The sequence below is a fragment of the Methylophaga pinxianii genome, from assembly GCF_020447225.1.
Taxonomy (GTDB): Bacteria; Pseudomonadota; Gammaproteobacteria; order Nitrosococcales; family Methylophagaceae; genus Methylophaga; species Methylophaga pinxianii.
Window position 1 is genome coordinate 38,785 of record NZ_JAJAEO010000170.1, and the last position, 18,650, is coordinate 57,434.

At 43.3% G+C, this 18,650-nt stretch carries 22 protein-coding genes; 12 read left to right on the forward strand and 10 right to left on the reverse strand.

The window, feature by feature from the left end:
* Window position 1: 1 nt before the first annotated feature.
* Genes LGT40_RS08255 through LGT40_RS08275 form a run of 5 tightly spaced genes read left to right on the forward strand, consistent with a single transcriptional unit; the run spans window position 2 to window position 3,735 of the window.
* On the forward strand, window positions 2-1,249 hold the full coding sequence (locus LGT40_RS08255) for a type II secretion system F family protein (protein ID WP_226072920.1): 1,248 nt from the start codon (window positions 2-4) through the stop codon (window positions 1,247-1,249).
* A 4-nt stretch (window positions 1,250-1,253) separates the two neighbouring features.
* Window positions 1,254-2,123 carry a prepilin peptidase gene (locus LGT40_RS08260; RefSeq protein WP_226072910.1) on the forward strand — a complete coding sequence of 290 codons (870 nt, stop codon included), beginning with the start codon at window positions 1,254-1,256 and terminating at the stop codon, window positions 2,121-2,123.
* Between the two features lies 1 nt (window position 2,124).
* The gene (gene coaE / locus LGT40_RS08265; RefSeq protein WP_226072902.1) at window positions 2,125-2,733 is read left to right on the forward strand and encodes a dephospho-CoA kinase; all 609 of its coding nucleotides are present in this window, start codon (window positions 2,125-2,127) and stop codon (window positions 2,731-2,733) included.
* 43 nt (window positions 2,734-2,776) lie between these two features.
* On the forward strand, window positions 2,777-3,547 hold the full coding sequence (gene zapD / locus LGT40_RS08270; RefSeq protein ID WP_226072900.1) for a cell division protein ZapD: 771 nt from the start codon (window positions 2,777-2,779) through the stop codon (window positions 3,545-3,547).
* 14 nt (window positions 3,548-3,561) lie between these two features.
* Window positions 3,562-3,735, forward strand: a complete 174-nt coding sequence (locus LGT40_RS08275) for a DNA gyrase inhibitor YacG (RefSeq protein ID WP_432758068.1) — start codon at window positions 3,562-3,564, stop codon at window positions 3,733-3,735.
* Here LGT40_RS08275 and mutT read toward each other — a convergent pair.
* From mutT to LGT40_RS08300, 5 genes are all read right to left on the reverse strand, one after another.
* Complete coding sequence (gene mutT / locus LGT40_RS08280) at window positions 3,732-4,133, reverse strand: 8-oxo-dGTP diphosphatase MutT (RefSeq protein ID WP_226072898.1); 402 nt, start codon at window positions 4,131-4,133, stop codon at window positions 3,732-3,734. The genes LGT40_RS08275 and mutT overlap by 4 nt on opposite strands.
* 3 nt (window positions 4,134-4,136) lie before the next feature.
* Window positions 4,137-4,322 (reverse strand): zinc-finger domain-containing protein, encoded by a 186-nt coding sequence (locus tag LGT40_RS08285; RefSeq protein WP_226072896.1) that lies wholly within the window; start codon window positions 4,320-4,322, stop codon window positions 4,137-4,139.
* A gap of 18 nt (window positions 4,323-4,340) precedes the next feature.
* A complete protein-coding gene (gene nadA / locus LGT40_RS08290) occupies window positions 4,341-5,453 on the reverse strand; it encodes a quinolinate synthase NadA (RefSeq protein WP_226072895.1) in 1,113 nt (370 codons plus the stop codon).
* Between the two features lie 36 nt (window positions 5,454-5,489).
* On the reverse strand, window positions 5,490-7,274 hold the full coding sequence (aspS, locus tag LGT40_RS08295) for an aspartate--tRNA ligase (RefSeq protein ID WP_226072893.1): 1,785 nt from the start codon (window positions 7,272-7,274) through the stop codon (window positions 5,490-5,492).
* 606 nt (window positions 7,275-7,880) lie between these two features.
* Window positions 7,881-8,147: an FmdB family zinc ribbon protein gene (locus tag LGT40_RS08300; protein WP_226072891.1), complete on the reverse strand. Its 267-nt coding sequence runs from the start codon at window positions 8,145-8,147 to the stop codon at window positions 7,881-7,883.
* Between the two features lie 633 nt (window positions 8,148-8,780).
* On the opposite strand from LGT40_RS08300, the gene LGT40_RS08305 reads away from it, so the two are divergent.
* The 6 genes from LGT40_RS08305 (at window position 8,781) to LGT40_RS08330 (ending at window position 12,967) form a co-directional block, all read left to right on the forward strand.
* Window positions 8,781-9,227, forward strand: a complete 447-nt coding sequence (locus LGT40_RS08305; protein WP_226072889.1) for a plastocyanin/azurin family copper-binding protein — start codon at window positions 8,781-8,783, stop codon at window positions 9,225-9,227.
* A 168-nt stretch (window positions 9,228-9,395) separates the two neighbouring features.
* A complete protein-coding gene (petA, locus tag LGT40_RS08310) occupies window positions 9,396-9,989 on the forward strand; it encodes a ubiquinol-cytochrome c reductase iron-sulfur subunit (protein ID WP_226072887.1) in 594 nt (197 codons plus the stop codon).
* Window positions 9,990-9,994: 5 nt separating this feature from the next.
* A complete protein-coding gene (locus LGT40_RS08315) occupies window positions 9,995-11,200 on the forward strand; it encodes a cytochrome b (protein WP_226073223.1) in 1,206 nt (401 codons plus the stop codon).
* A complete protein-coding gene (locus tag LGT40_RS08320; RefSeq protein WP_226072884.1) occupies window positions 11,197-11,907 on the forward strand; it encodes a cytochrome c1 in 711 nt (236 codons plus the stop codon). The genes LGT40_RS08315 and LGT40_RS08320 overlap by 4 nt, the downstream gene beginning before the upstream one ends.
* A 32-nt stretch (window positions 11,908-11,939) precedes the next feature.
* Complete coding sequence (locus LGT40_RS08325; RefSeq protein ID WP_226072882.1) at window positions 11,940-12,560, forward strand: glutathione S-transferase N-terminal domain-containing protein; 621 nt, start codon at window positions 11,940-11,942, stop codon at window positions 12,558-12,560.
* Complete coding sequence (locus tag LGT40_RS08330) at window positions 12,560-12,967, forward strand: ClpXP protease specificity-enhancing factor (RefSeq protein ID WP_226072881.1); 408 nt, start codon at window positions 12,560-12,562, stop codon at window positions 12,965-12,967. Before LGT40_RS08325 ends, LGT40_RS08330 begins: the two co-directional genes overlap by 1 nt.
* Before the next feature lie 2 nt (window positions 12,968-12,969).
* On the opposite strand, the gene LGT40_RS08335 is transcribed toward LGT40_RS08330, so the two are convergent.
* From LGT40_RS08335 to LGT40_RS08345, 3 genes are read right to left on the reverse strand one after another with little or no spacing between them, the layout of a single operon-like run.
* The gene (locus LGT40_RS08335; RefSeq protein ID WP_226072879.1) at window positions 12,970-14,346 is read right to left on the reverse strand and encodes a sigma-54-dependent transcriptional regulator; all 1,377 of its coding nucleotides are present in this window, start codon (window positions 14,344-14,346) and stop codon (window positions 12,970-12,972) included.
* A gap of 9 nt (window positions 14,347-14,355) precedes the next feature.
* A complete protein-coding gene (locus tag LGT40_RS08340) occupies window positions 14,356-15,816 on the reverse strand; it encodes a sensor histidine kinase (protein WP_226072877.1) in 1,461 nt (486 codons plus the stop codon).
* A 50-nt stretch (window positions 15,817-15,866) separates the two neighbouring features.
* On the reverse strand, window positions 15,867-16,550 hold the full coding sequence (locus LGT40_RS08345) for a hypothetical protein (RefSeq protein ID WP_226072875.1): 684 nt from the start codon (window positions 16,548-16,550) through the stop codon (window positions 15,867-15,869).
* A 74-nt stretch (window positions 16,551-16,624) separates the two neighbouring features.
* Between LGT40_RS08345 and LGT40_RS08350 the strand changes: the two genes are divergently transcribed.
* On the forward strand, window positions 16,625-17,086 hold the full coding sequence (locus tag LGT40_RS08350) for a DUF302 domain-containing protein (RefSeq protein ID WP_226072873.1): 462 nt from the start codon (window positions 16,625-16,627) through the stop codon (window positions 17,084-17,086).
* A 32-nt stretch (window positions 17,087-17,118) separates the two neighbouring features.
* Here the strand turns inward: LGT40_RS08350 and LGT40_RS08355 are convergent, their stop codons facing one another.
* Window positions 17,119-17,994: a quinoprotein dehydrogenase-associated putative ABC transporter substrate-binding protein gene (locus tag LGT40_RS08355; protein ID WP_226072870.1), complete on the reverse strand. Its 876-nt coding sequence runs from the start codon at window positions 17,992-17,994 to the stop codon at window positions 17,119-17,121.
* A gap of 136 nt (window positions 17,995-18,130) precedes the next feature.
* Window positions 18,131-18,650 (reverse strand): outer membrane protein assembly factor BamB family protein (locus tag LGT40_RS08360; protein ID WP_226072869.1); only part of this gene is annotated, 520 nt, incomplete at its 5' end.

The following is an 18,650-nucleotide window of genomic DNA, read 5'->3' on the forward strand; positions in this document are numbered from 1 at the left end:
CGTGGCCACAGCAAGTAAAGCGAAACTCAAACCTAAAAAAGCTGAATTACCCACACTTTACATATGGCAAGGCACCAATAAAGCTGGCCGTAAGGTAAAAGGTGAGCAGGCTGGTGAGAGTGTTCAAGCTGTGCGAGCAGATTTACGTCGTCAAGGTATTACGCCGGGGAAAGTACGTCGTAAACCCAAAGATTTATTTGCCCCTCGTAAACCCAAGATAAAACCCGTCCATATCGCGATTTTCAGTCGTATGTTGGCGACCATGATGTCTTCCGGTGTGCCGATGATGCAATCTCTGCAAATCATTGGTGAAGGCCATGAAAACGCCAGTATGCAGGAAATGATTCTATCGATTAAAGCTGATGTGGAATCAGGTACCAGTCTGGCAGAATCGTTAGCCAAATTCCCGTTACATTTTGATGATCTGTATATCAGCCTTATTAATGCCGGCGAACAATCCGGTACCTTGGAAGCACTGTTACACGAAATTGCTACCTATCAGGAAAAAACTGAAGCGCTGAAGTCCAAAATCAAAAAAGCACTGGTTTATCCTACTGCCATTATGGTGGTGGCTTTTATCGTCACCGCGATTTTAATGATATTTGTTATTCCCCAGTTTCAGGCGTTATTTACCGGCTTTGGAGCGGACTTACCCGGCCTGACCAAAATGGTTATCAGTATTTCCCAGGTCTTTCAGGATTACTGGTGGTTAATTTTTGGCACGATAATCGGTTCAGTCATGGGGTTTATGGCTGCGCGCAGACGTTCACGCAAGATTCAACATTTTATGGATCGGATGCTATTAAAACTGCCGGTTATCGGTGACGTATTGACCAAAGGCGCGATTGCACGATTTGCCAGAACATTTTCGGTCATGTTTAAAGCCGGTGTCCCCATGGTGGAAGCCATGACCTCAGTGGCTGGTGCCACTGGCAACATTGTCTATAACGAAGCCACACTTGAAATGCGTGATGATGTGGCTACCGGTACCCAATTAAACAAAGCAATGACTGATACCGAGTTATTTCCAAATATGGTCATTCAGATGGTATCGATTGGTGAAGAATCCGGTTCGCTGGATGCGATGCTGGCAAAAGTAGCTGATTTCTATGAACGTGAAGTGGATGATGCCGTAGACAACATGACAGCATTAATGGAGCCTTTTATTATGGCTTTCCTGGGAGTATTAATCGGTACGTTGGTTATCGCCATGTACTTGCCGATATTTAAACTCGGCGCAGTCGTTTAACCCTATGTCGCTTATTTATCTGCTGGAAACATCCAGTGCTTTTTTTATTGCCAGTATTTTTATTCTGGGGTTACTGGTGGGCAGTTTTCTCAATGTGGTGATTCACCGCCTGCCACTGATGATGCAACGCGAATGGGCTCAACAATGCAATCAGTTAATTGGAACCGCAGAACCCGAGACAGATGAACTGACATTAAGTACGCCTCGCTCGCGCTGTCCACATTGTGGTCATGCCATTACGGCTCTGGAAAATATTCCGGTACTCAGCTATCTGGCGCTAAAAGGTCGTTGCCGTGAATGCAAAGCACCGATCTCCAAACGTTATCCTCTTATCGAACTATTCTCCGCGATAATATCGGCCGTTATCGCATGGCACTTTGGTTTCGGTGTGGCGGTTATAGGTGCATTATTACTGAGCTGGGCTTTACTTGCTTTGACCTTTATTGATGTGGACCACCAGTTGTTACCAGATAGTATTACTCTGCCCCTATTATGGTTAGGGCTGATCTTCAATCTGTTTGGTACATTTACCGATATCAACTCTGCTGTGACGGGGGCTATCGCAGGTTATCTCGCGCTCTGGTTGGTGTATCATGCCTTTCGCCTTGCTACCGGAAAGGAAGGTATGGGTTATGGTGATTTCAAACTTCTGGCAGCCTTGGGCGCCTGGATGGGATGGCAGGCACTTCCCATGATTATTTTGCTGTCATCTCTGGTCGGAGCACTGATTGGGATTAGTTTAATTTTGTTGAAACAACAGCACCGCGACATCCCCATTCCTTTTGGGCCATATCTGGCAGCCGCTGGCTGGTTAGCACTGGTTTGGGGTGAAAGCCTGACTCAGGGATACCTCAATTGGAGTGGATTAAGCTGAAATGGTGTTTCGGGTAGGACTGACCGGGGGCATCGCATCAGGCAAATCAACTGTCTCATCATTATTTGAAACTCTGGGAGTAGAAGTGATTGATGCGGATATAATTGCCCGCCAACTCAGTCAGCCAGGTACCAACGAATACCAGTCTATTGTTCAACATTTTGGTACCGATTATCTTCTTGCGGATGGGCAGTTAAATCGTCGAGCTCTGCGGACACTGCTCTTTTCGGATGCCAAAGCCAAACAGACTTTAGAACATATTCTGCATCCAGCGATTCGCCAACAGCTGGTATATCAAGCAGCCAAAACCAAGGGTCACTATTGTATTTTAAGTGTTCCATTGTTAATCGAAGCGAATATGCAGTCATGTGTTGATAGAATACTGGTCGTTGATGTAGACCCTGATATTCAGTTAGCTCGCCTGCAGCAGCGGGATCAGCTCTCAGTTGAGCAGGCCAATCGACATCTTGTGGCTCAATCCAGCCGTGCACAGCGATTGCAATATGCGGACGATATCATCGACAATAGCAATGGGATGGAAAAATTGAAGTTTCAGGTCACGCAACTGCATGCGTTATATTGTCAGTTGGCTGAGACAGCGCAAAATTAATCCAGGTCACAATCTGACCTTATGAGTAAATGATAAAAACACTATGTCTGACGTTATCACATACGAACAACCACTGAATGAACGCATTAGAACATTCCTGCGGCTGGAGTTTTTGTTGGCCCGTGTGGATTACGCTATGCAGCATGATGATGAAATGAGTCATCGTGAAGCCATTGATGCCATGTTAAGTATGTTGTTGGTATTTGAGCGTGGTGATATGAAATCGGAAGTGACCAAGGAAGTTGAACGGTTGATTACCAATTTGTCTGCGCTGGAAAACTCGCCCGGCGTCGACAAAGCAACATTGGATGCATTACTGGCTGAACTGGATCAGACACTGGATGCCCTGCAAATTCGTAAATCAGCTATTGGCCAGGTATTAAAAGAAAATGAATTTCTCTACAGCATTCGCCAACGTTCCAGTATTGCCGGTGGCACCTGTGATTTTGATTTACCGGCCTATCACTACTGGTTACAACATTCCTCGCTTGAACAACGCCAGCAACAATTAAATTATTGGCTGGAACAATTTGTAGCGGTACGGGGAGCAATCAATATATCGCTACAACTGATTCGTGGCAGTGCTGCTTTCAGTAGTGCTCAGGCCGAGAAAGGTTTTTTTCAACGCAGCCTTGATAGTAATTTACCAACCCAGTTAATCCGGGTTCGCATACCAGCTACCACAAGTTACTATCCGGAAATCAGTGGCGGTAAACATCGGTTCACTGTCCGTTTTATGACGTTTGATATTAATCAACGTCCTCAACAAATTAACGAAGATGCAGATTTTCAGCTTAGCTGTTGCACAATGTAATTATGGTTTTGAAAGTGAATTGTCCCCAATGTGGACGTAAAGTCGAGTGGACCCCTGAAAATAAATGGAAGCCGTTCTGTTGTGAGCGCTGTAAACTGATCGATCTGGGTGAATGGGCGGCAGGTAATCATCGCATTCCCGGCGAGCCGGTTATTGATCCGGAAGAGGATCCGAACGCGTTTCACTAAACAGTATAAAGGTATTGTAAACGTTCAACAATCTGCTTATTGGCCGCCGGAAAATCCAAGCCGGAAAGTTCAGCTAATTTGCACCAGACCAATGGTTGTCCTTCTTTGCTCATAGCTTCACCGATAAATTCGGTGATTAGCCAGACATCAAGCTCAACTTGCAAATCCGCATAATCATGAGCGATTTGCATAAACGGTTCCGCATGATCAATCTGTAATCCAACCTCTTCCTGAATCTCACGTTGCAAAGCCTGAAACCGGGTTTCATTGGCTTCCCGCTTGCCTCCCGGAAACTCCCAAAGATCACCTTGATGCTGATGGGCATGTCGACGGGCAATAAGCACTTCTTCATCAGAATTGAGAATAATTGCGACAGCAACTTGCAGACGTTTTTTCATTTCTTAATTTTTCAGCACAAACAGCGTGCCGCAGTATGGACACAGCACTTCACCATGGCTTTTTATTTCAAGATACACTCGCGGATGAGCATTCCATGCCGGCATATCCGGCATGGGACAACTGATAGGCAGATCTTTTTTGGTTACTTCATAGCGTCGCTGTGTACAGGCTTGTTTGATCTCCGACATAACGCGCTATCTCCTTATTTAAATCGGTAAAGCAAGCATCCGATCCAACGCCAGTTTGGCTTCTTTGGCGATAATCGGATCGACGGACACCTGGTTAACCACGTGACCTTCCACCAGGTTTTCCAATACCCATAATAAATGCTGAGGATCGACCCGGAACATGGTCGAACACATACATACCGTCGGGGACATAAAGTGAACCGATTTACCCTGCTCTTGGAAACGCTCATGCAAACGATTCACCAGGTTCAACTCGGTACCCACTAACCAGCGGGTATTGGGTTCACTGTTGGCAATGGTGTTCACAATATATTCTGTCGAACCGACATAATCTGATTTCTGGCAGACTTCAAAACTGCATTCCGGATGTGAAATGACTTTGGTTTCCGGGTATTTCTCCAGAAAATTATCAATCTGTTGAGGCTGGAACATTTGATGAACTGAACAAAAGCCTTTCCATAAAATGATTTTGGCTTTTTTCAATGCTTCAGGCGTCAAACCACCGAGTGGTTTATCAAAATCCCACACCACCATCTCTTCCAGTGGAATACCCATTTTGTAACCGGTATTGCGTCCGAGATGCTGATCCGGGAAAAACAGTACTTTTTCGCGCTGGGCAAATGCCCATTCCAGCACATGGGGTGCATTGGTCGATGTACAGACAATACCACCATGTTTTCCACAGAAGGATTTCAAATCAGCAGCTGAATTGATATAGGTGATCGGTGTGATCATCTCATCAGGATCCAGCACTTCGCTCATTTCCTGCCAGGCGCGATCGACATTTACCCGGTTTGCCATATCGGCCATTGAACAGCCGGCCGCCATATCAGGCAGAATGGCGATTTGATCAGGGCGGGAAAGAATATCTGCTACTTCCGCCATAAAATGTACACCACAGAACACAATGTACTGAGCATCTGATTCGGCAGCATTTCGTGACAACTTAAGTGAATCACCTGAGAAATCCGCATGCTTGAAAACTTCATTACGCTGATAATGATGCCCCAGAATAACCAAATCATCGCCCAATTTTTGTTTAGCGGCAGCAATACGTTGGTCGCAGACCTCATCATCAATTGAGAAATACTGTTCAAACGGGATTGCCGTTGTTGCTAGTTTTGTAGCCACTTCGCTTTCCTCTTAAATCCGGTTTTGCTATGTCGCTCAGGCCTCAATTGTTGGTACTTTTCGCAGACGAATATTTAATTCTTTCAACTGCTCATCACTAACAGGACTTGGCGCATTGGTTAACAAACAAGCTGCTGATTGTGTTTTCGGGAAGGCCATGACATCGCGGATGGACGATGAACCGGTCATTAACATCGCCAGGCGATCCAGACCAAAAGCCAAACCACCATGTGGTGGGCAACCATATTTCAAAGCTTGTAACAGGAAGCCAAACTTCTCTTCCGCCTCTTCAGCTGGAATGCCCAGCATTTCAAATACTTTCTGTTGTACATCGGTTTTGTGAATACGAATCGAGCCACCGCCCAATTCAGTACCATTTAACACCATGTCATAAGCCCGTGAGAGACATTTTCCTGGGTCATTACTTAATAAATCGATGTCTGACTCCCGTGGCGCAGTAAATGGATGATGCAAGGCATACCAACGCTGCGTTTTGTCATCCCATTCAAACATCGGGAATTCAATCACCCATAATGGACGCCAGCCATGTTCTACCATGTTCAAATCATGGCCGATTTTGACACGTAAAGCGCCCAAAGATTCATTCACCACTGTGGATTTGTCTGCACCAAAGAACACTAAATCACCCGTCTCTGCTGCCGTCCTTTTTAAAATGGCATCCACCGCTTCATCGGGCAGGAATTTTAGAATCGGAGATTGCAAGCCTTCGCGGCCAGCACTAAGGTCATTCACTTTGATATAGGCAAGACCTTTAGCGCCGTAGATGCTGACAAATTTGGTGTAATCATCAATTTCTTTTCGGCTTAATGCGTTACCGCCAGGTACACGTAAAGCAGCCACCCGGCCATTTTCATCATTAGCAGGGGCAGAGAATACTTTAAAATCAACGTCCTGCATCAAGTCACTGACTTCAACAAGCTCAAGTGAAATCCGCAAATCCGGTTTATCACTACCAAAACGATCCATGGCCTCCGCATACGTCATGCGTGGGAAAGGATTTGGTAATGGTTGTTCTAATACGTTGGAAAACAGTTCACGAATCATTTCTTCCATCAACTGCATTAAATCCTCTTCTTCAACGAAAGAGGTTTCAATATCCAATTGGGTAAATTCTGGCTGACGGTCAGCACGTAAGTCTTCGTCACGGAAGCAGCGAACAACTTGGTAATAACGGTCCATACCCGCCACCATCAGTAATTGTTTAAATAACTGTGGCGATTGGGGCAAGGCAAAAAAATCACCTGGATGGGTACGGCTTGGAACCAGATAGTCACGCGCCCCTTCAGGGGTAGCTTTAGTCAGGATAGGCGTTTCAATATCCATAAAGCCGTGATTATCAAGGTATTGACGTAACTGACGGATAATCTGCGAACGAAAACGAAGTTTTTGCAGCATTTCTGGTCGGCGTAAATCGATATAACGATGGCGCAAACGAATATCTTCATTGACTTCGGCTTGCTCAGTCAGAGGAAAGGGTGGTGTTTCAGAACTATTCAGAATGGTGACACGCTTGGCGATGATTTCGATTTTACCGCTTTTTAAGTCGGGGTTTTCACTGCCAGCCGGACGCGGATTTACGACGCCTTCAATTTGTAACACATATTCACTGCGAACTTTTTCAGCGACGGCAAAGCTTTCGGCATCTTCAGGATTACACACAATTTGCACCAGACCCTCACGATCACGCAAATCGATAAAGATGACACCGCCATGATCTCGGCGTCGATGCATCCAACCTGCAACGGTTACCGTTTGTTCAACCAAAGATTCGTTTACATCGCCGCAGTAATGGCTACGCATAATTATTCCAACATTCCAAAAATACTGTTTAACACTACACCATTCATTTTATATAGAAGGTGTCCGAAATTTTTAATCAATAAATTGCTGATCCTGACGTTTCTTTTGATAGGCTTGTGAACTCGGTACGATACCACCCATCGAAATAATCATTTTCAGTTCTTCTTCAACCGCATGTCTAGTTCAATCACATCAGACTCCGGTTCATCAACACAAATCCTGATGTCGGGTCTGCTGTGGTTGGGATAAAAACACCGCTCACATTGGCAACGGTCAATCCTGCACTTCACCCAACTCATCAGACATCATAAAAACTAAGCTTCAAACGTGGTTATTCCACATTTAGAAACGACTTGGCATCCCTTGCCAGAACCGCTTCTATACTCTGCTTAACCGCTGAATAGAGTGATCTAACCAGCGCAATGGCTATTAATACGTCAAGGCCTGGAATATGAAACCCAATTACCCTTCAGGCTGCAAGACATCCGGCATGCAACCACAGACATTTATCTAAAAAGCCAACAGTAGCCCGTAGCATCAGAAAAGTTACTCCAAGTGATACCCTGACCAACAGGCCTGCGATTAAATATTTACGTATCTAAATGTTTAATGACTGCACCCTGTTCCACAAGTATGTCCAGCAGCAGTTGAACTATCTGAGGCTCCACCATCAGCAAGGTTTCGTTTTGAACCCGATTTAAAGTCAGTCTCATACCAACCCTGACCTTTCAGTCGAAAACCCGCTGCTGAAATCAGTTTTTTCAGGCTCGGTTGTTGGCAGGCTGGACAATCCACCAATGCGTCATCACTAATCTTTTGCAAAGCTTCAAAATTATGATTGCAGGCATCACAGCGATATTCATAAAATGGCATGAGGTTACTCCCTAAAAATGAATCAAAAAACAACGCTGCTTATAAATGCGGCAAGAAAAGTTTGTTTCAAGCTTAAAACCTGCTGATTATACCGAAAATATACTATTTCAGTCTTTGCCATTTTTACTGATGGTAGTTAATCCACATGAAATACACGATTTTGCCTGGTCAAAAGCAAGAATCATTCGGACTTACTCAATTATCTGAGGCAATAATTGCCCCCCTTACTTAATGTCTGTAATGCTGGCTGCAGAATTTTGCTCTCGATATTTATAGAAAGTTCCGCTTGTTAAACCAGAACATCGGCTCAACCTCATTAAGTGCCATGGCAATCTCCCTCACGCAATAAAAAGGCTAATATCAAGATTGAATCAAGGAAATACCTCTATATATACGAGGCGTTTTATAGCTTCATTACCGTGAAAAAAACATTGCGCCATATGACACAAAATTTCAAATTATCATGGACATATCACATAAACCATCAGTATAGTTAAGCGTTTTTGTGCTGGTATTGCCAAGAAAATTGTGTGGAAAACACGTGACTAACTGCGTTCAGTGTGTGTTCAGGTTCATTATGGGAGACTGGCATCGCACTGAGGCAAATAACTCAATAAAAGAGAGGAAATATTCATGAAATATGGTAAATCACTGATCGCGGCTGCATTAGGTGCTGCATCTTTGTTTTCTGCGGCTGCAATGGCTGAAAATCATGTTGTAACTGCATCACTGACATCTTTTGATCCTATGGTTATCAAAATTCAACCAGGCGATACCGTTTCTTGGGATAAAATGAATGGCCATCTGGTTAATACAACATTCACAAATTCAGATGGTGAGCACGAGTACATTCCAGAAGGCGCTGAAGGTTTTATGTCTCAAATGGGCGAAAACTTCCAAACCAAACCATTAACAGTTGAAGGCGTTTACATGTACAAATGTGACCCACACTGGGGCGCAGGTATGGGTGGTGCTATCATCGTTGGTGAACCAACCAACTTACAAGCAATTGTAGATTCTAAACCAAAAGGCGCTTTGAAACGTCTCGTGAAAAAAACTGAAAAAGCTGCTGCAGAATAATTTTCACTTTCTGCTAAGTAACCCTAAAAGCCCGCATATAAATGCGGGCTTTTTTGATCCAAAACATTCCTTGCTATGCTAAAATTTACTGGTTTTATCTCAGCAATCCCGAGACCTTGATGCTCTGCTGAATTCACATTAAATAACATATCAGGGGATATTCATCTGATGAGCGACTCTATAGATACTGGCAAAAGACGGTTTTTAACTGCCGCAGCTAGTGTAGTAGGCGGTGCCGGTGTAGTGGCTGTTGCCATTCCTTTTGTTTCATCAATTGCGCCCAGTGCCAAGGCTGAAGCGGCTGGTGCCCCAGTACAAATTGACATTAGCCAACTCGAACCAGGTCAATTACTAACGGTTGAATGGCGCGGCAAACCGGTATGGATTTTCCGCCGCACAACTGAGGTTTTAGAGAATTTGACCTCTTTGGATGACCAGCTTCGTGATCCTCAGAGTGAAATCGACCAACAACCTGAATATTGTCAGAATGAAACACGTTCAATTCGTGAAGAATTGATGGTCATGGTTGGTATCTGTACCCATTTAGGATGCTCGCCAACCTATCGTCCTGAAATTGCTCCTGAAGATTTGGGTGCTGAATGGAAAGGTGGATTTTTCTGTCCCTGTCATGGTTCTCGTTTTGATTTAGCCGGCCGCGTGTTTCAAGGCGTTCCTGCCCCGACTAATCTAGAAGTACCTCCATATCACTTCCAAGGTGACAACGTTGTTATTGTTGGTGAACACGCCCAAGGAGCCGCATAATGTCGATGATGGATTGGATTGATGCTCGCTTTCCAGCAACCAAAATGTGGAAGGAACACCTTTCAGAATATTACGCACCAAAAAACTTCAATTTTTGGTATTTCTTTGGCTCTCTAGCCTTACTGATACTGGTACTGCAAATTGTCACCGGTATCTTTTTAACCATGAATTACAAACCTGATGCAAAACTCGCTTTTGCTTCAGTTGAATACATAATGCGTGATGTCGAGTGGGGATGGCTGATTCGATATCTTCACTCTACGGGGGCTTCCGCATTTTTTGTTGTCATCTACCTGCATATGTTCCGCGGATTGATCTACGGCTCATTTAAACAACCTCGTGAACTGGTATGGATATTTGGCATGCTGCTTTATGTGGTATTGATGGCCGAAGCCTTTATGGGCTATCTGTTACCTTGGGGCCAGATGTCTTACTGGGGTGCACAAGTAATCATTTCGTTATTTGGTGCTTTACCAGTCATTGGTGAAGATCTGGCGTTGTGGATTCGTGGTGACTATGTAGTTGCCGACGCCACATTAAATCGATTTTTCGCTATGCATGTTATTGCTCTGCCAATCGTTTTGCTTGGACTGGTCGTAGCTCATATCATCGCCTTGCACGAAGTCGGTTCCAATAATCCCGACGGTGTGGAAATCAAGAAAACAAAAGATAAAAATGGTAAACCATTAGATGGAATTCCCTTCCACCCTTACTACACGGTTAAAGATCTGGTGGGTGTTGTGGTATTCCTGTTTATCTTCTCACTGGTTCTCTTCTATTTGCCGGAATTTGGCGGTTGGTTCCTGGAGAAAGATAACTTCATTCCCGCCGATCCTTTAAAAACGCCGGAACATATTGTCCCGCTTTGGTACTTCACGCCGTTTTATGCCATTTTACGCGCGGTGCCAGATAAGCTGTTTGGTGTTATTGCCATGGGCCTCGCCATTGTCATGTTGTTCCTGCTGCCGTGGCTGGATAGAAGCAAAACCCGTTCAGTTCGTTATAGAGGGCCTTACTTCCGGACAGCTCTGGTTGTATTTGTCATCAGCTTTTTAGCGTTAGGTTACTTAGGCACCCAGCCTGCAACCTCACTTTACACTTTGTTGGCACAGATATTTACGGTTCTGTATTTTGTCTTCTTTATCCTGATGCCGATTTACACTAAATTTGACAAAGATAAACCTGTGCCAGAAAGGGTGACGACCAAATGAGAAATCTGACTTTTGCTGCTCTCGTTTCTATAATCAGTATGTTCTCGACTCTCGCTTTTGCAGCGGGATCGTCATTACAGCTGGATAAAGTGGATATTGATTTGAATGACAAGGCATCATTGCAGCGTGGTGCCCATACATTCATGAATTATTGCTTGAGCTGCCATGGTGCGTCGTTAATGCGCTATAACCGTATGGCAAAAGATTTAGGCTTAACCGATGAACAGGTTGCAGAGAATTTGATGTTTACTACCGATAAAATCGGTGAAACCATGCAAATAGCAATGCGTCCAGAGGATGCCAAAAAATGGTTTGGCGTTGCACCACCTGACCTTTCAGTTATAGCCCGTGCACGAGGCACTGATTGGTTGTATACCTATTTACGCACCTTTTATCTGGATGATAGTCGTCCAATGGGAACCAACAATCTGGCTTTTAAAGATGTAGGTATGCCCCATGTACTTTGGGAGCAACAAGGATATCAATCAATTGATGAACATGGACAACTGAGTGTTACACAAGAAGGAGCACTGACTCCTCGGCAATACGATACTATGACTCGAGATCTAGTCAACTTTCTTGCCTATATCAGTGAACCATCTAAATTACAGCGTTTAGCGTTAGGTAAATGGGTATTACTCTATCTTGCGATCTTCTTTGTTATCGCACTGGCACTGAAAAAAGCGTACTGGAAAGACGTTCACTAACGCTATATTCCGAACTATAAGCAGTACTGCTAATGACAACACGTAATCGTAAACCACTGATGACATTGTACTCAGATGTACAATGTCCATTCAGTCATCAAGCCCGTATCGTCGTTCAAGAAAAACAGATTGAATGTCAGCTGGTCGACCTTGTTGATGGCCACTGGCCAGAAGAAGTTGCGTCGGCGAATCCATATGCACACGGCCCAACATTGTTTGACCGGGATATTGTGATCTTCCATTCACGTATTATTATGGAATATCTCGACGAGCGATTCCCGCACCCTTCTTTAATGCCCAATGACCCGGGGGCTAGAGCGCAGATGCGGCTGATGCTACATCGCCTCGAAACTGATTGGTTTTCAATGTGGCCGCAATTGTCAGGTCGTGATAAAGCACCGGCGACGAAAGCCAAAAAGACGTTGCGAGAAGATCTCACGGTTCTGGCACCACTGTTCGAACAACATGAATATTTGATGAGTGACGAGTTTTCACTGATCGATTGTTATATCGCGCCCCTGTTATGGCGATTACCACATCTGGGCATTAAACTGCCTGATTCTGCCAAAGCAGTTGAACGTTATGCCCAAAGAATATTTAATAGAGACACATTTAAAGCGAGTCTGAGTTCTGCAGAGAAAGGAATGCGTTAATGAGCATGTCTTCACAAAAACCTTATCTGGTCAGGGCAATATATCAATGGTTGCTCGATAATCAATGCACGCCCTATTTGTTGGTTAACACCAATCATGAAGGTGTAGTCGTGCCGGAGCAGTATATTCGAGACGCACGCATTGTGTTAAATCTGGCGCCTGATGCTATTAATGCTCTGAGTATGGATAATGATTGGGTGAGTTTTTCTGCCCGATTTTCAGGCAAGGCTATGGATTTATTTATTCCGGTCATTGCGATTCAGGCCATCTATGGAAAGGAAAATAATGAAGGTATGTTCTTTCCTGAAGAAGAGCATCCTACCCCGCCAGCTCCACCAACCACAGAACCCAAAAAACCAACACAAAAACCTAATAGCGGGAAGCCCAGTTTGAAACTGGTGAAATAAAGCTAGAGCTTGTACTTTTCCATCCGATAACGCATTGCCATACGAGTCAATCCAAGTTGTCTTGCCGCTCGTGATACATTACCTGAACTTCGATTTAACGCACTTTCCAATAAGTATTTCTCTACCTCGTCAATTGTCATTTTCTCCAATGCTGACAAAGCGGTCTCACCAGCTTCATTATTAGAAAATGCTCTCAAAGATAAATCTGCCATTTCAATAACGCTTTGTTTGCACAGCATAACTGCACGTTCAATCACATTCTCCAGTTCTCTGATATTGCCAGGCCATTCATACTGTTGCATCTGGCGCATAGCGTCATAAGCCAGCCGCGGCCGATCGATCCCATAGCGCTTGGCGAATTGTTCAATAAAATGCTGTGCCAGTTCGGCAATGTCCTGCTGACGCTCTCTAAGCGGTGGAAGTTTTACTTCAACAACGTTTAGCCGAAAATATAAATCTGCCCGGAAAGCACCGGAGGTGACCAATTGATGTAAGTCACGATTGGTTGAAACAATCACCTGTGAATGTACTGGTATTTCTTTGGTCGAGCCTAATCTGCGTAACTGGCGCCTTTCAAGTACATTTAAAAGCTTGGTTTGGGTTGATAGAGATAATTCAGCAATTTCATCCAGAAATAAAGTACCGTTTTCGGCTACTTCCAGAAGCCCTGGACGTGTTTTGGCATGTTCATCGATGGCAATGATTTCTTGTCCGAATAATTCGGTTTCAACAGAATCCTCAGGCAACGCAGCACAATCAACATGTACAAAAGGCCGATCATGTCGCTGACTGATTTGATGAAAATACTTTGCTAATACACCTTTTCCACTGCCAGTTTCTCCCGTTATCAATACAGCGGGGGTTGTATCTTTGTTTTTATCCAATAAATCAGACAGCTGTTTGGCTTGATCGCGAATAGCCAGAATTTGCTTGCTGCTGCCAATAAGATTGACGGGCTGAATACTCTTTTGAGCGCGCTGTTCAGAATATTGCAATTGACGGCTAATGCTGTGGTTATGGACCACTTTATCTATTGTTAATATCAACTCATCCAGATCGACAGGTTTTTTAAGATAATCAGAAGCACCGAATTTCATAGCGCTTACGGCATCTTCCAGCTCTCCATATGCCGTCATCATAATGACCGGCAAATTCTGAAGTGGGTGCCCGTCAGCACGAATTTCAGCTAATAAATCCAGTCCATTACCATCTGGCAACCGAACATCGAGTAGCAATACATCAACAGCTTCATTCTCTAAAAACTTTTTCCCTTCATGGATATTGCCGGCAATGATTGCGTTATGTCCTTCCCTCTCCAGCCGTCGTTTCACCGATTTAGCAAAAAGATTTTCGTCTTCAATTAAAACAAAATTCAGCATTTAACTATCCTATTCATCTGATGGCATATTATCCAGTTCTAAGATAAGTGACACCCGGGCACCACCAGCCGAAATATTTTCAAAAGTCAGCTCACCCTGATGCTGATTAATGACTTTTTGAGCAAATGGAATTCCTAACCCGCAATTCAATTTTTTATGTAATTGACTGTTTTCTGCTTGAGGTGACGCAGAAAAACCTGGTCCCTGATCTTCAATCTGTAAACCAATCTGCCGTGCGGTCTCCCAATAACGGATATAAATTGTTGAATGGGTTGGAGCTGCTTCGATCGCATTCTGAATCAAATTGAAGACGGCCTGTTCCATAAGATTATTGTCCATATACGTCAGGCGAGCCGTCTGTAGCCAACCCTCACGTTGTAATTGGAGTGATTTATCTTTGAGTTGTAACTCAATTAGGGATAAAGCATTATCTGTCAGTTCCGTTAATGTCGTCTCAATCAGGCTGGGTTTTAACGGATGCAAATACATTAATAAAGACGTAACCCAGTTTTCCAAGCGGTCAACCGCAATAATAATATCTTTTAACACCGCCCGGCTTTCTTCATTTGCCTCATCAATAGAGACTTGCGCTGCGGCACGGATCCCAGCCAGGGGATTACGGATATTATGGGCGACCAGTGGCACTAACTCACCCAAGGCGGCCTGCTTTTTGGTTTCAATCAATTTGTCGCGATTGCTGGCTAATTCATCTGCCATGCTGTTGATAGCTTGTGACAATCTCTGCAGCTCATCCAATCCCTTAAGCGGAATGTGATGCTGAAAATCCCCTGTGCTGATGATTTTTGCCCCCTTGGTCACATTTCGAAGTGGGGCCAACATATTGCGGCGTACAAACCATTTGGAGATGCTGAGTAAGACTAATGCCAAAATAATGGGTAATGCTTCACTCAAAACCATTTGGCCAAACATACGTTCATCTGAATCGGTTAATTGCTGCTGTTGCTGTTGCAGGTAGTGCTCGATATCCCTAAAAACCTTTTCCAGCTGACGAAAAGTTTGATCCTCTAGTTGTTCATCAAGCCAAACCTTGTCTCCACTTGTGAGTTCATCAACTTCTAGAAAACGTCGCGTTTCCTGATAAAATTTACTGTAGGCATATTCAATTCTGACAATCAGAATTTCTTCACTTGGAGACTTCGCTAAGGCTTTTAAACGTAATAAATAACGATTTATTTGATTGCTGAATTGATAATACTCTTCGATCGCCAAGGCATCGTTAAGAAACACAACATCAAAGACTTCTTTTAATTGACGATAAAGATCACCACGAAGATGTTGTACATGAGTATTCATCGAGCTTAATCGAAGCGATTCTTCTGAGCTTTTCTGCCAGGCAAGCGCCCAGTTAAAACTCATTAAAGCCGTCATCACAATCAGCACAACAAAACTCAGTTCATGAAAGCGTAAAGCTCCCTGAATGGACTGCAGTTTTTTAAAAAGTCGTTTCATTCAAAAAAACGGGCTAAAAGCCCGTTTTCAGAAGATAATTTCCACACATCTTACTCAGGTTCAAATCCTGTAAAGGTAACTTTTTCCTCAACCAGGACGGGATCGCCTTCTTTCCAGGTTTTACCATCTGGAACGACCGTTTTAACTTGATAAATTTCGCCCGGGATCTCTTCAGACATAGTGAAAATATAATATTTTGAGGAATATAATTTATAACGATCATTTTTCGGATCATTGATATATGGCTGCACAGTGTACTGCCATGCTTTTACTTTCTTGCCATTATAATCGACTTCAACCTGCTTTTTATCTGCTCCCTCAGCAAAAGCCCAGCGTAAATAGCGTTGAAAATATCGCCACTCACCGCCCGTGAGACGCTTCATTTCATGTACGTCATATTCCAAAAACAAGACAAAAACACTGTTACCACGCTGATCAAGTCGTTCCTGATAAGGCCGTTTATTCTCACCGGTGAAAAACTCAAAATAGGTATCCGCTCGTCCAGTGTTGCGAATGTTTTTAACGACAACCTCAATCGTGTCCTCGCGGTCACCGTCAATAAAACTGGTTTTTGAAAACGTATATTTCAAGGTTCCGGGATTTTCAATATTTTTAAGGTGCGCTTTATCGAATAATTCATTATTAATTTCTGACATTCCTGGTGCTGCATAAGCTTTTCCCATGATCACCAGCATCAATCCAAGTAAAAACATGGCGTATTGGTTTGTTCTCACTATTGTTACCTCTCTATTATTTTTATAGGTGTTATGCTTAACTTATATTTCACTATTATTATTTTTATCTGTTTATGACTCTATTTGATCATTTAAAGATTCCTGGAATTTTAATTTCCAGTTTGTTTCTTATTATCGCATGTCAGGCGACGGACACTAACCGTATAATTGAAAAAAATAGCCCTTATAATTATCAAGATACCTTGGCTAATCTGGAGATTGCCATCTCTGAATATAACTACCGGATTATTCACAAAAGTGAAATTGGTTCGGCTATTCGAGAACGCGGTGATGAAACATTTCCGTTATCGATTGTAGTCAGTTTTTGTAATATCACATATGCCAAAGAAATGATGTTAATTAATGAGCAACTTATCAATGACATGCCTTGCATCATCACTGTCCGTGAAACTCAAAATGGCACCATTATTGGTACCCGTTTAATGGATGAAAATGTTGCTGATACAGAACAGGCTGAATTTGCAAAAAAAATAAACAATAATCTGAAAAAAATAATGGAGGCTACCATTTTGTAGCCTCCATTAAATTGTATTATCCCAAGTTGGGATTAATCGTCATCATCTTTACGTGGTTTTTTAGCCGGTGTCGGGCTGACATTTTCTAATGATGGCAAATTGTATTCAGCAATGATTGCATCAATCTCATCTTTGTTCTGATCAATAAACTTATTCAGTAATTTATTCCAATCTCTATTTGAATAACGAGTCGCCATACTGAAACTAAATACGTGTAATTGACCTAACTCATTCAATGGGTTTACTGTGATTGGTACTTCGGAAATCTTGGCATAATAACCAGCGACTGGTCCCCACATAGGGATGACATCAATTTTGCCAGCTGCTAAATCTTCAATCGCCCGGCCTGGACTTGCATTTACATCACCACTCATCAATTGATAATAAACAATATTATCTCCCAGCCCCATATCGATTAAAGCTTTGGTAGAAATGGCTCGATCAAATAAACCAATTTTCAATGGTCCATGTTTTTCATTAACTTCCTTTAAGTCGGCAAGCTTGGTGATTTCATAACCTTCACCACTACGATAAGCAATGGCTTCAATTGAACTGAAATAGGGTTTAGTCGGCAACATAAAATCGGTGTGTTCCGGCACACTCATTGCCAAATCGCACATATAACCGCCGCGTTCCGGGTGTTCTTTTTTGATGGTGTTGCGGGCAAATCCAATTCGTTGTGGGAACCAGTAATATTCGACTGGAATACCGAGCTCTTCACCCAACAATTCGGCGATTTTATTATCAAACCCCTCTTTATTTTTATTGGAATAAGGCATGTTGTTCGGGTCGGCACACACCCTTAACACTTCTTGACCTGGTAGGGGTTTAAGATCTTCTGCATTAACAGCAAATGAGGCACCCATTAAAGCAGACGCCAGGATTGCCCATTTTTGTAGTTTGATCATTCTCTCTTCCTTATTTCTTGTGGGAATATATGTGACATTTCCTATGCCGATTTTGTTCAAAAAAAAACCCGGCATCCTTAAAAGATACCGGGTTTTTAAACTTAACTTAAGTATATTTTTATAATACTTAATGGTCTTACAAGCTAAATACGCTCAGAACACCACCCAGGTTAGTCCAGCTAGACAGTGCTTTGTAAGCACCAACTGCGCCCAGACCGTCTGAATCATTTTCCAAACTTGGGATAGCCATACCGATACCAGCCCAACCACCTACACCTGACAGTACAGAGATATACTGTTTGTTGTCATGTTTGTAAGTGTTGACGTTACCGATAATGCCTGAAGGTGTTTTGAATCTCCACAGTTCACGACCAGATTGGGCATCAACTGCTTTCAGGTAACCTTCCAGTGTACCGTAGAACACAACATCAGAGGCAGTGGCTAACGCACCTGACCATACTGAGAAACGCTCTGGGTTTGACCAGACGATTTTACCTTCACGTGCATCCCATGCGATGAAGTTACCCAAGTGTGTATCACCTTCTGGTGGGTACATGCTCAAGGTAGCACCAACGTATGGTTGACCCGCTACGTATTCAACTTCAAACGGTTCATAGTCCATGCAAACATGGTTGGTCGGAACATAGAACAGACCG

Coding starts and splice junctions, on each gene's coding strand:
- mutT (WP_226072898.1), bottom strand. CDS start 4,133: ATGAAAAAACGTCTGCAAGTTGCTGTCGCAATTATTCTCAATTCTGAT.
- LGT40_RS08350 (WP_226072873.1), top strand. CDS start 16,625: ATGACTCTATTTGATCATTTAAAGATTCCTGGAATTTTAATTTCCAGT.
- zapD (WP_226072900.1), top strand. CDS start 2,777: ATGTCTGACGTTATCACATACGAACAACCACTGAATGAACGCATTAGA.
- LGT40_RS08315 (WP_226073223.1), top strand. CDS start 9,995: ATGATGGATTGGATTGATGCTCGCTTTCCAGCAACCAAAATGTGGAAG.
- LGT40_RS08335 (WP_226072879.1), bottom strand. CDS start 14,346: ATGCTGAATTTTGTTTTAATTGAAGACGAAAATCTTTTTGCTAAATCG.
- LGT40_RS08300 (WP_226072891.1), bottom strand. CDS start 8,147: ATGCCATTTTATGAATATCGCTGTGATGCCTGCAATCATAATTTTGAA.
- coaE (WP_226072902.1), top strand. CDS start 2,125: ATGGTGTTTCGGGTAGGACTGACCGGGGGCATCGCATCAGGCAAATCA.
- LGT40_RS08320 (WP_226072884.1), top strand. CDS start 11,197: ATGAGAAATCTGACTTTTGCTGCTCTCGTTTCTATAATCAGTATGTTC.
- LGT40_RS08305 (WP_226072889.1), top strand. CDS start 8,781: ATGAAATATGGTAAATCACTGATCGCGGCTGCATTAGGTGCTGCATCT.
- LGT40_RS08355 (WP_226072870.1), bottom strand. CDS start 17,994: ATGATCAAACTACAAAAATGGGCAATCCTGGCGTCTGCTTTAATGGGT.
- LGT40_RS08325 (WP_226072882.1), top strand. CDS start 11,940: ATGACAACACGTAATCGTAAACCACTGATGACATTGTACTCAGATGTA.
- aspS (WP_226072893.1), bottom strand. CDS start 7,274: ATGCGTAGCCATTACTGCGGCGATGTAAACGAATCTTTGGTTGAACAA.
- LGT40_RS08330 (WP_226072881.1), top strand. CDS start 12,560: ATGAGCATGTCTTCACAAAAACCTTATCTGGTCAGGGCAATATATCAA.
- LGT40_RS08340 (WP_226072877.1), bottom strand. CDS start 15,816: ATGAAACGACTTTTTAAAAAACTGCAGTCCATTCAGGGAGCTTTACGC.
- LGT40_RS08260 (WP_226072910.1), top strand. CDS start 1,254: ATGTCGCTTATTTATCTGCTGGAAACATCCAGTGCTTTTTTTATTGCC.
- LGT40_RS08285 (WP_226072896.1), bottom strand. CDS start 4,322: ATGTCGGAGATCAAACAAGCCTGTACACAGCGACGCTATGAAGTAACC.
- petA (WP_226072887.1), top strand. CDS start 9,396: ATGAGCGACTCTATAGATACTGGCAAAAGACGGTTTTTAACTGCCGCA.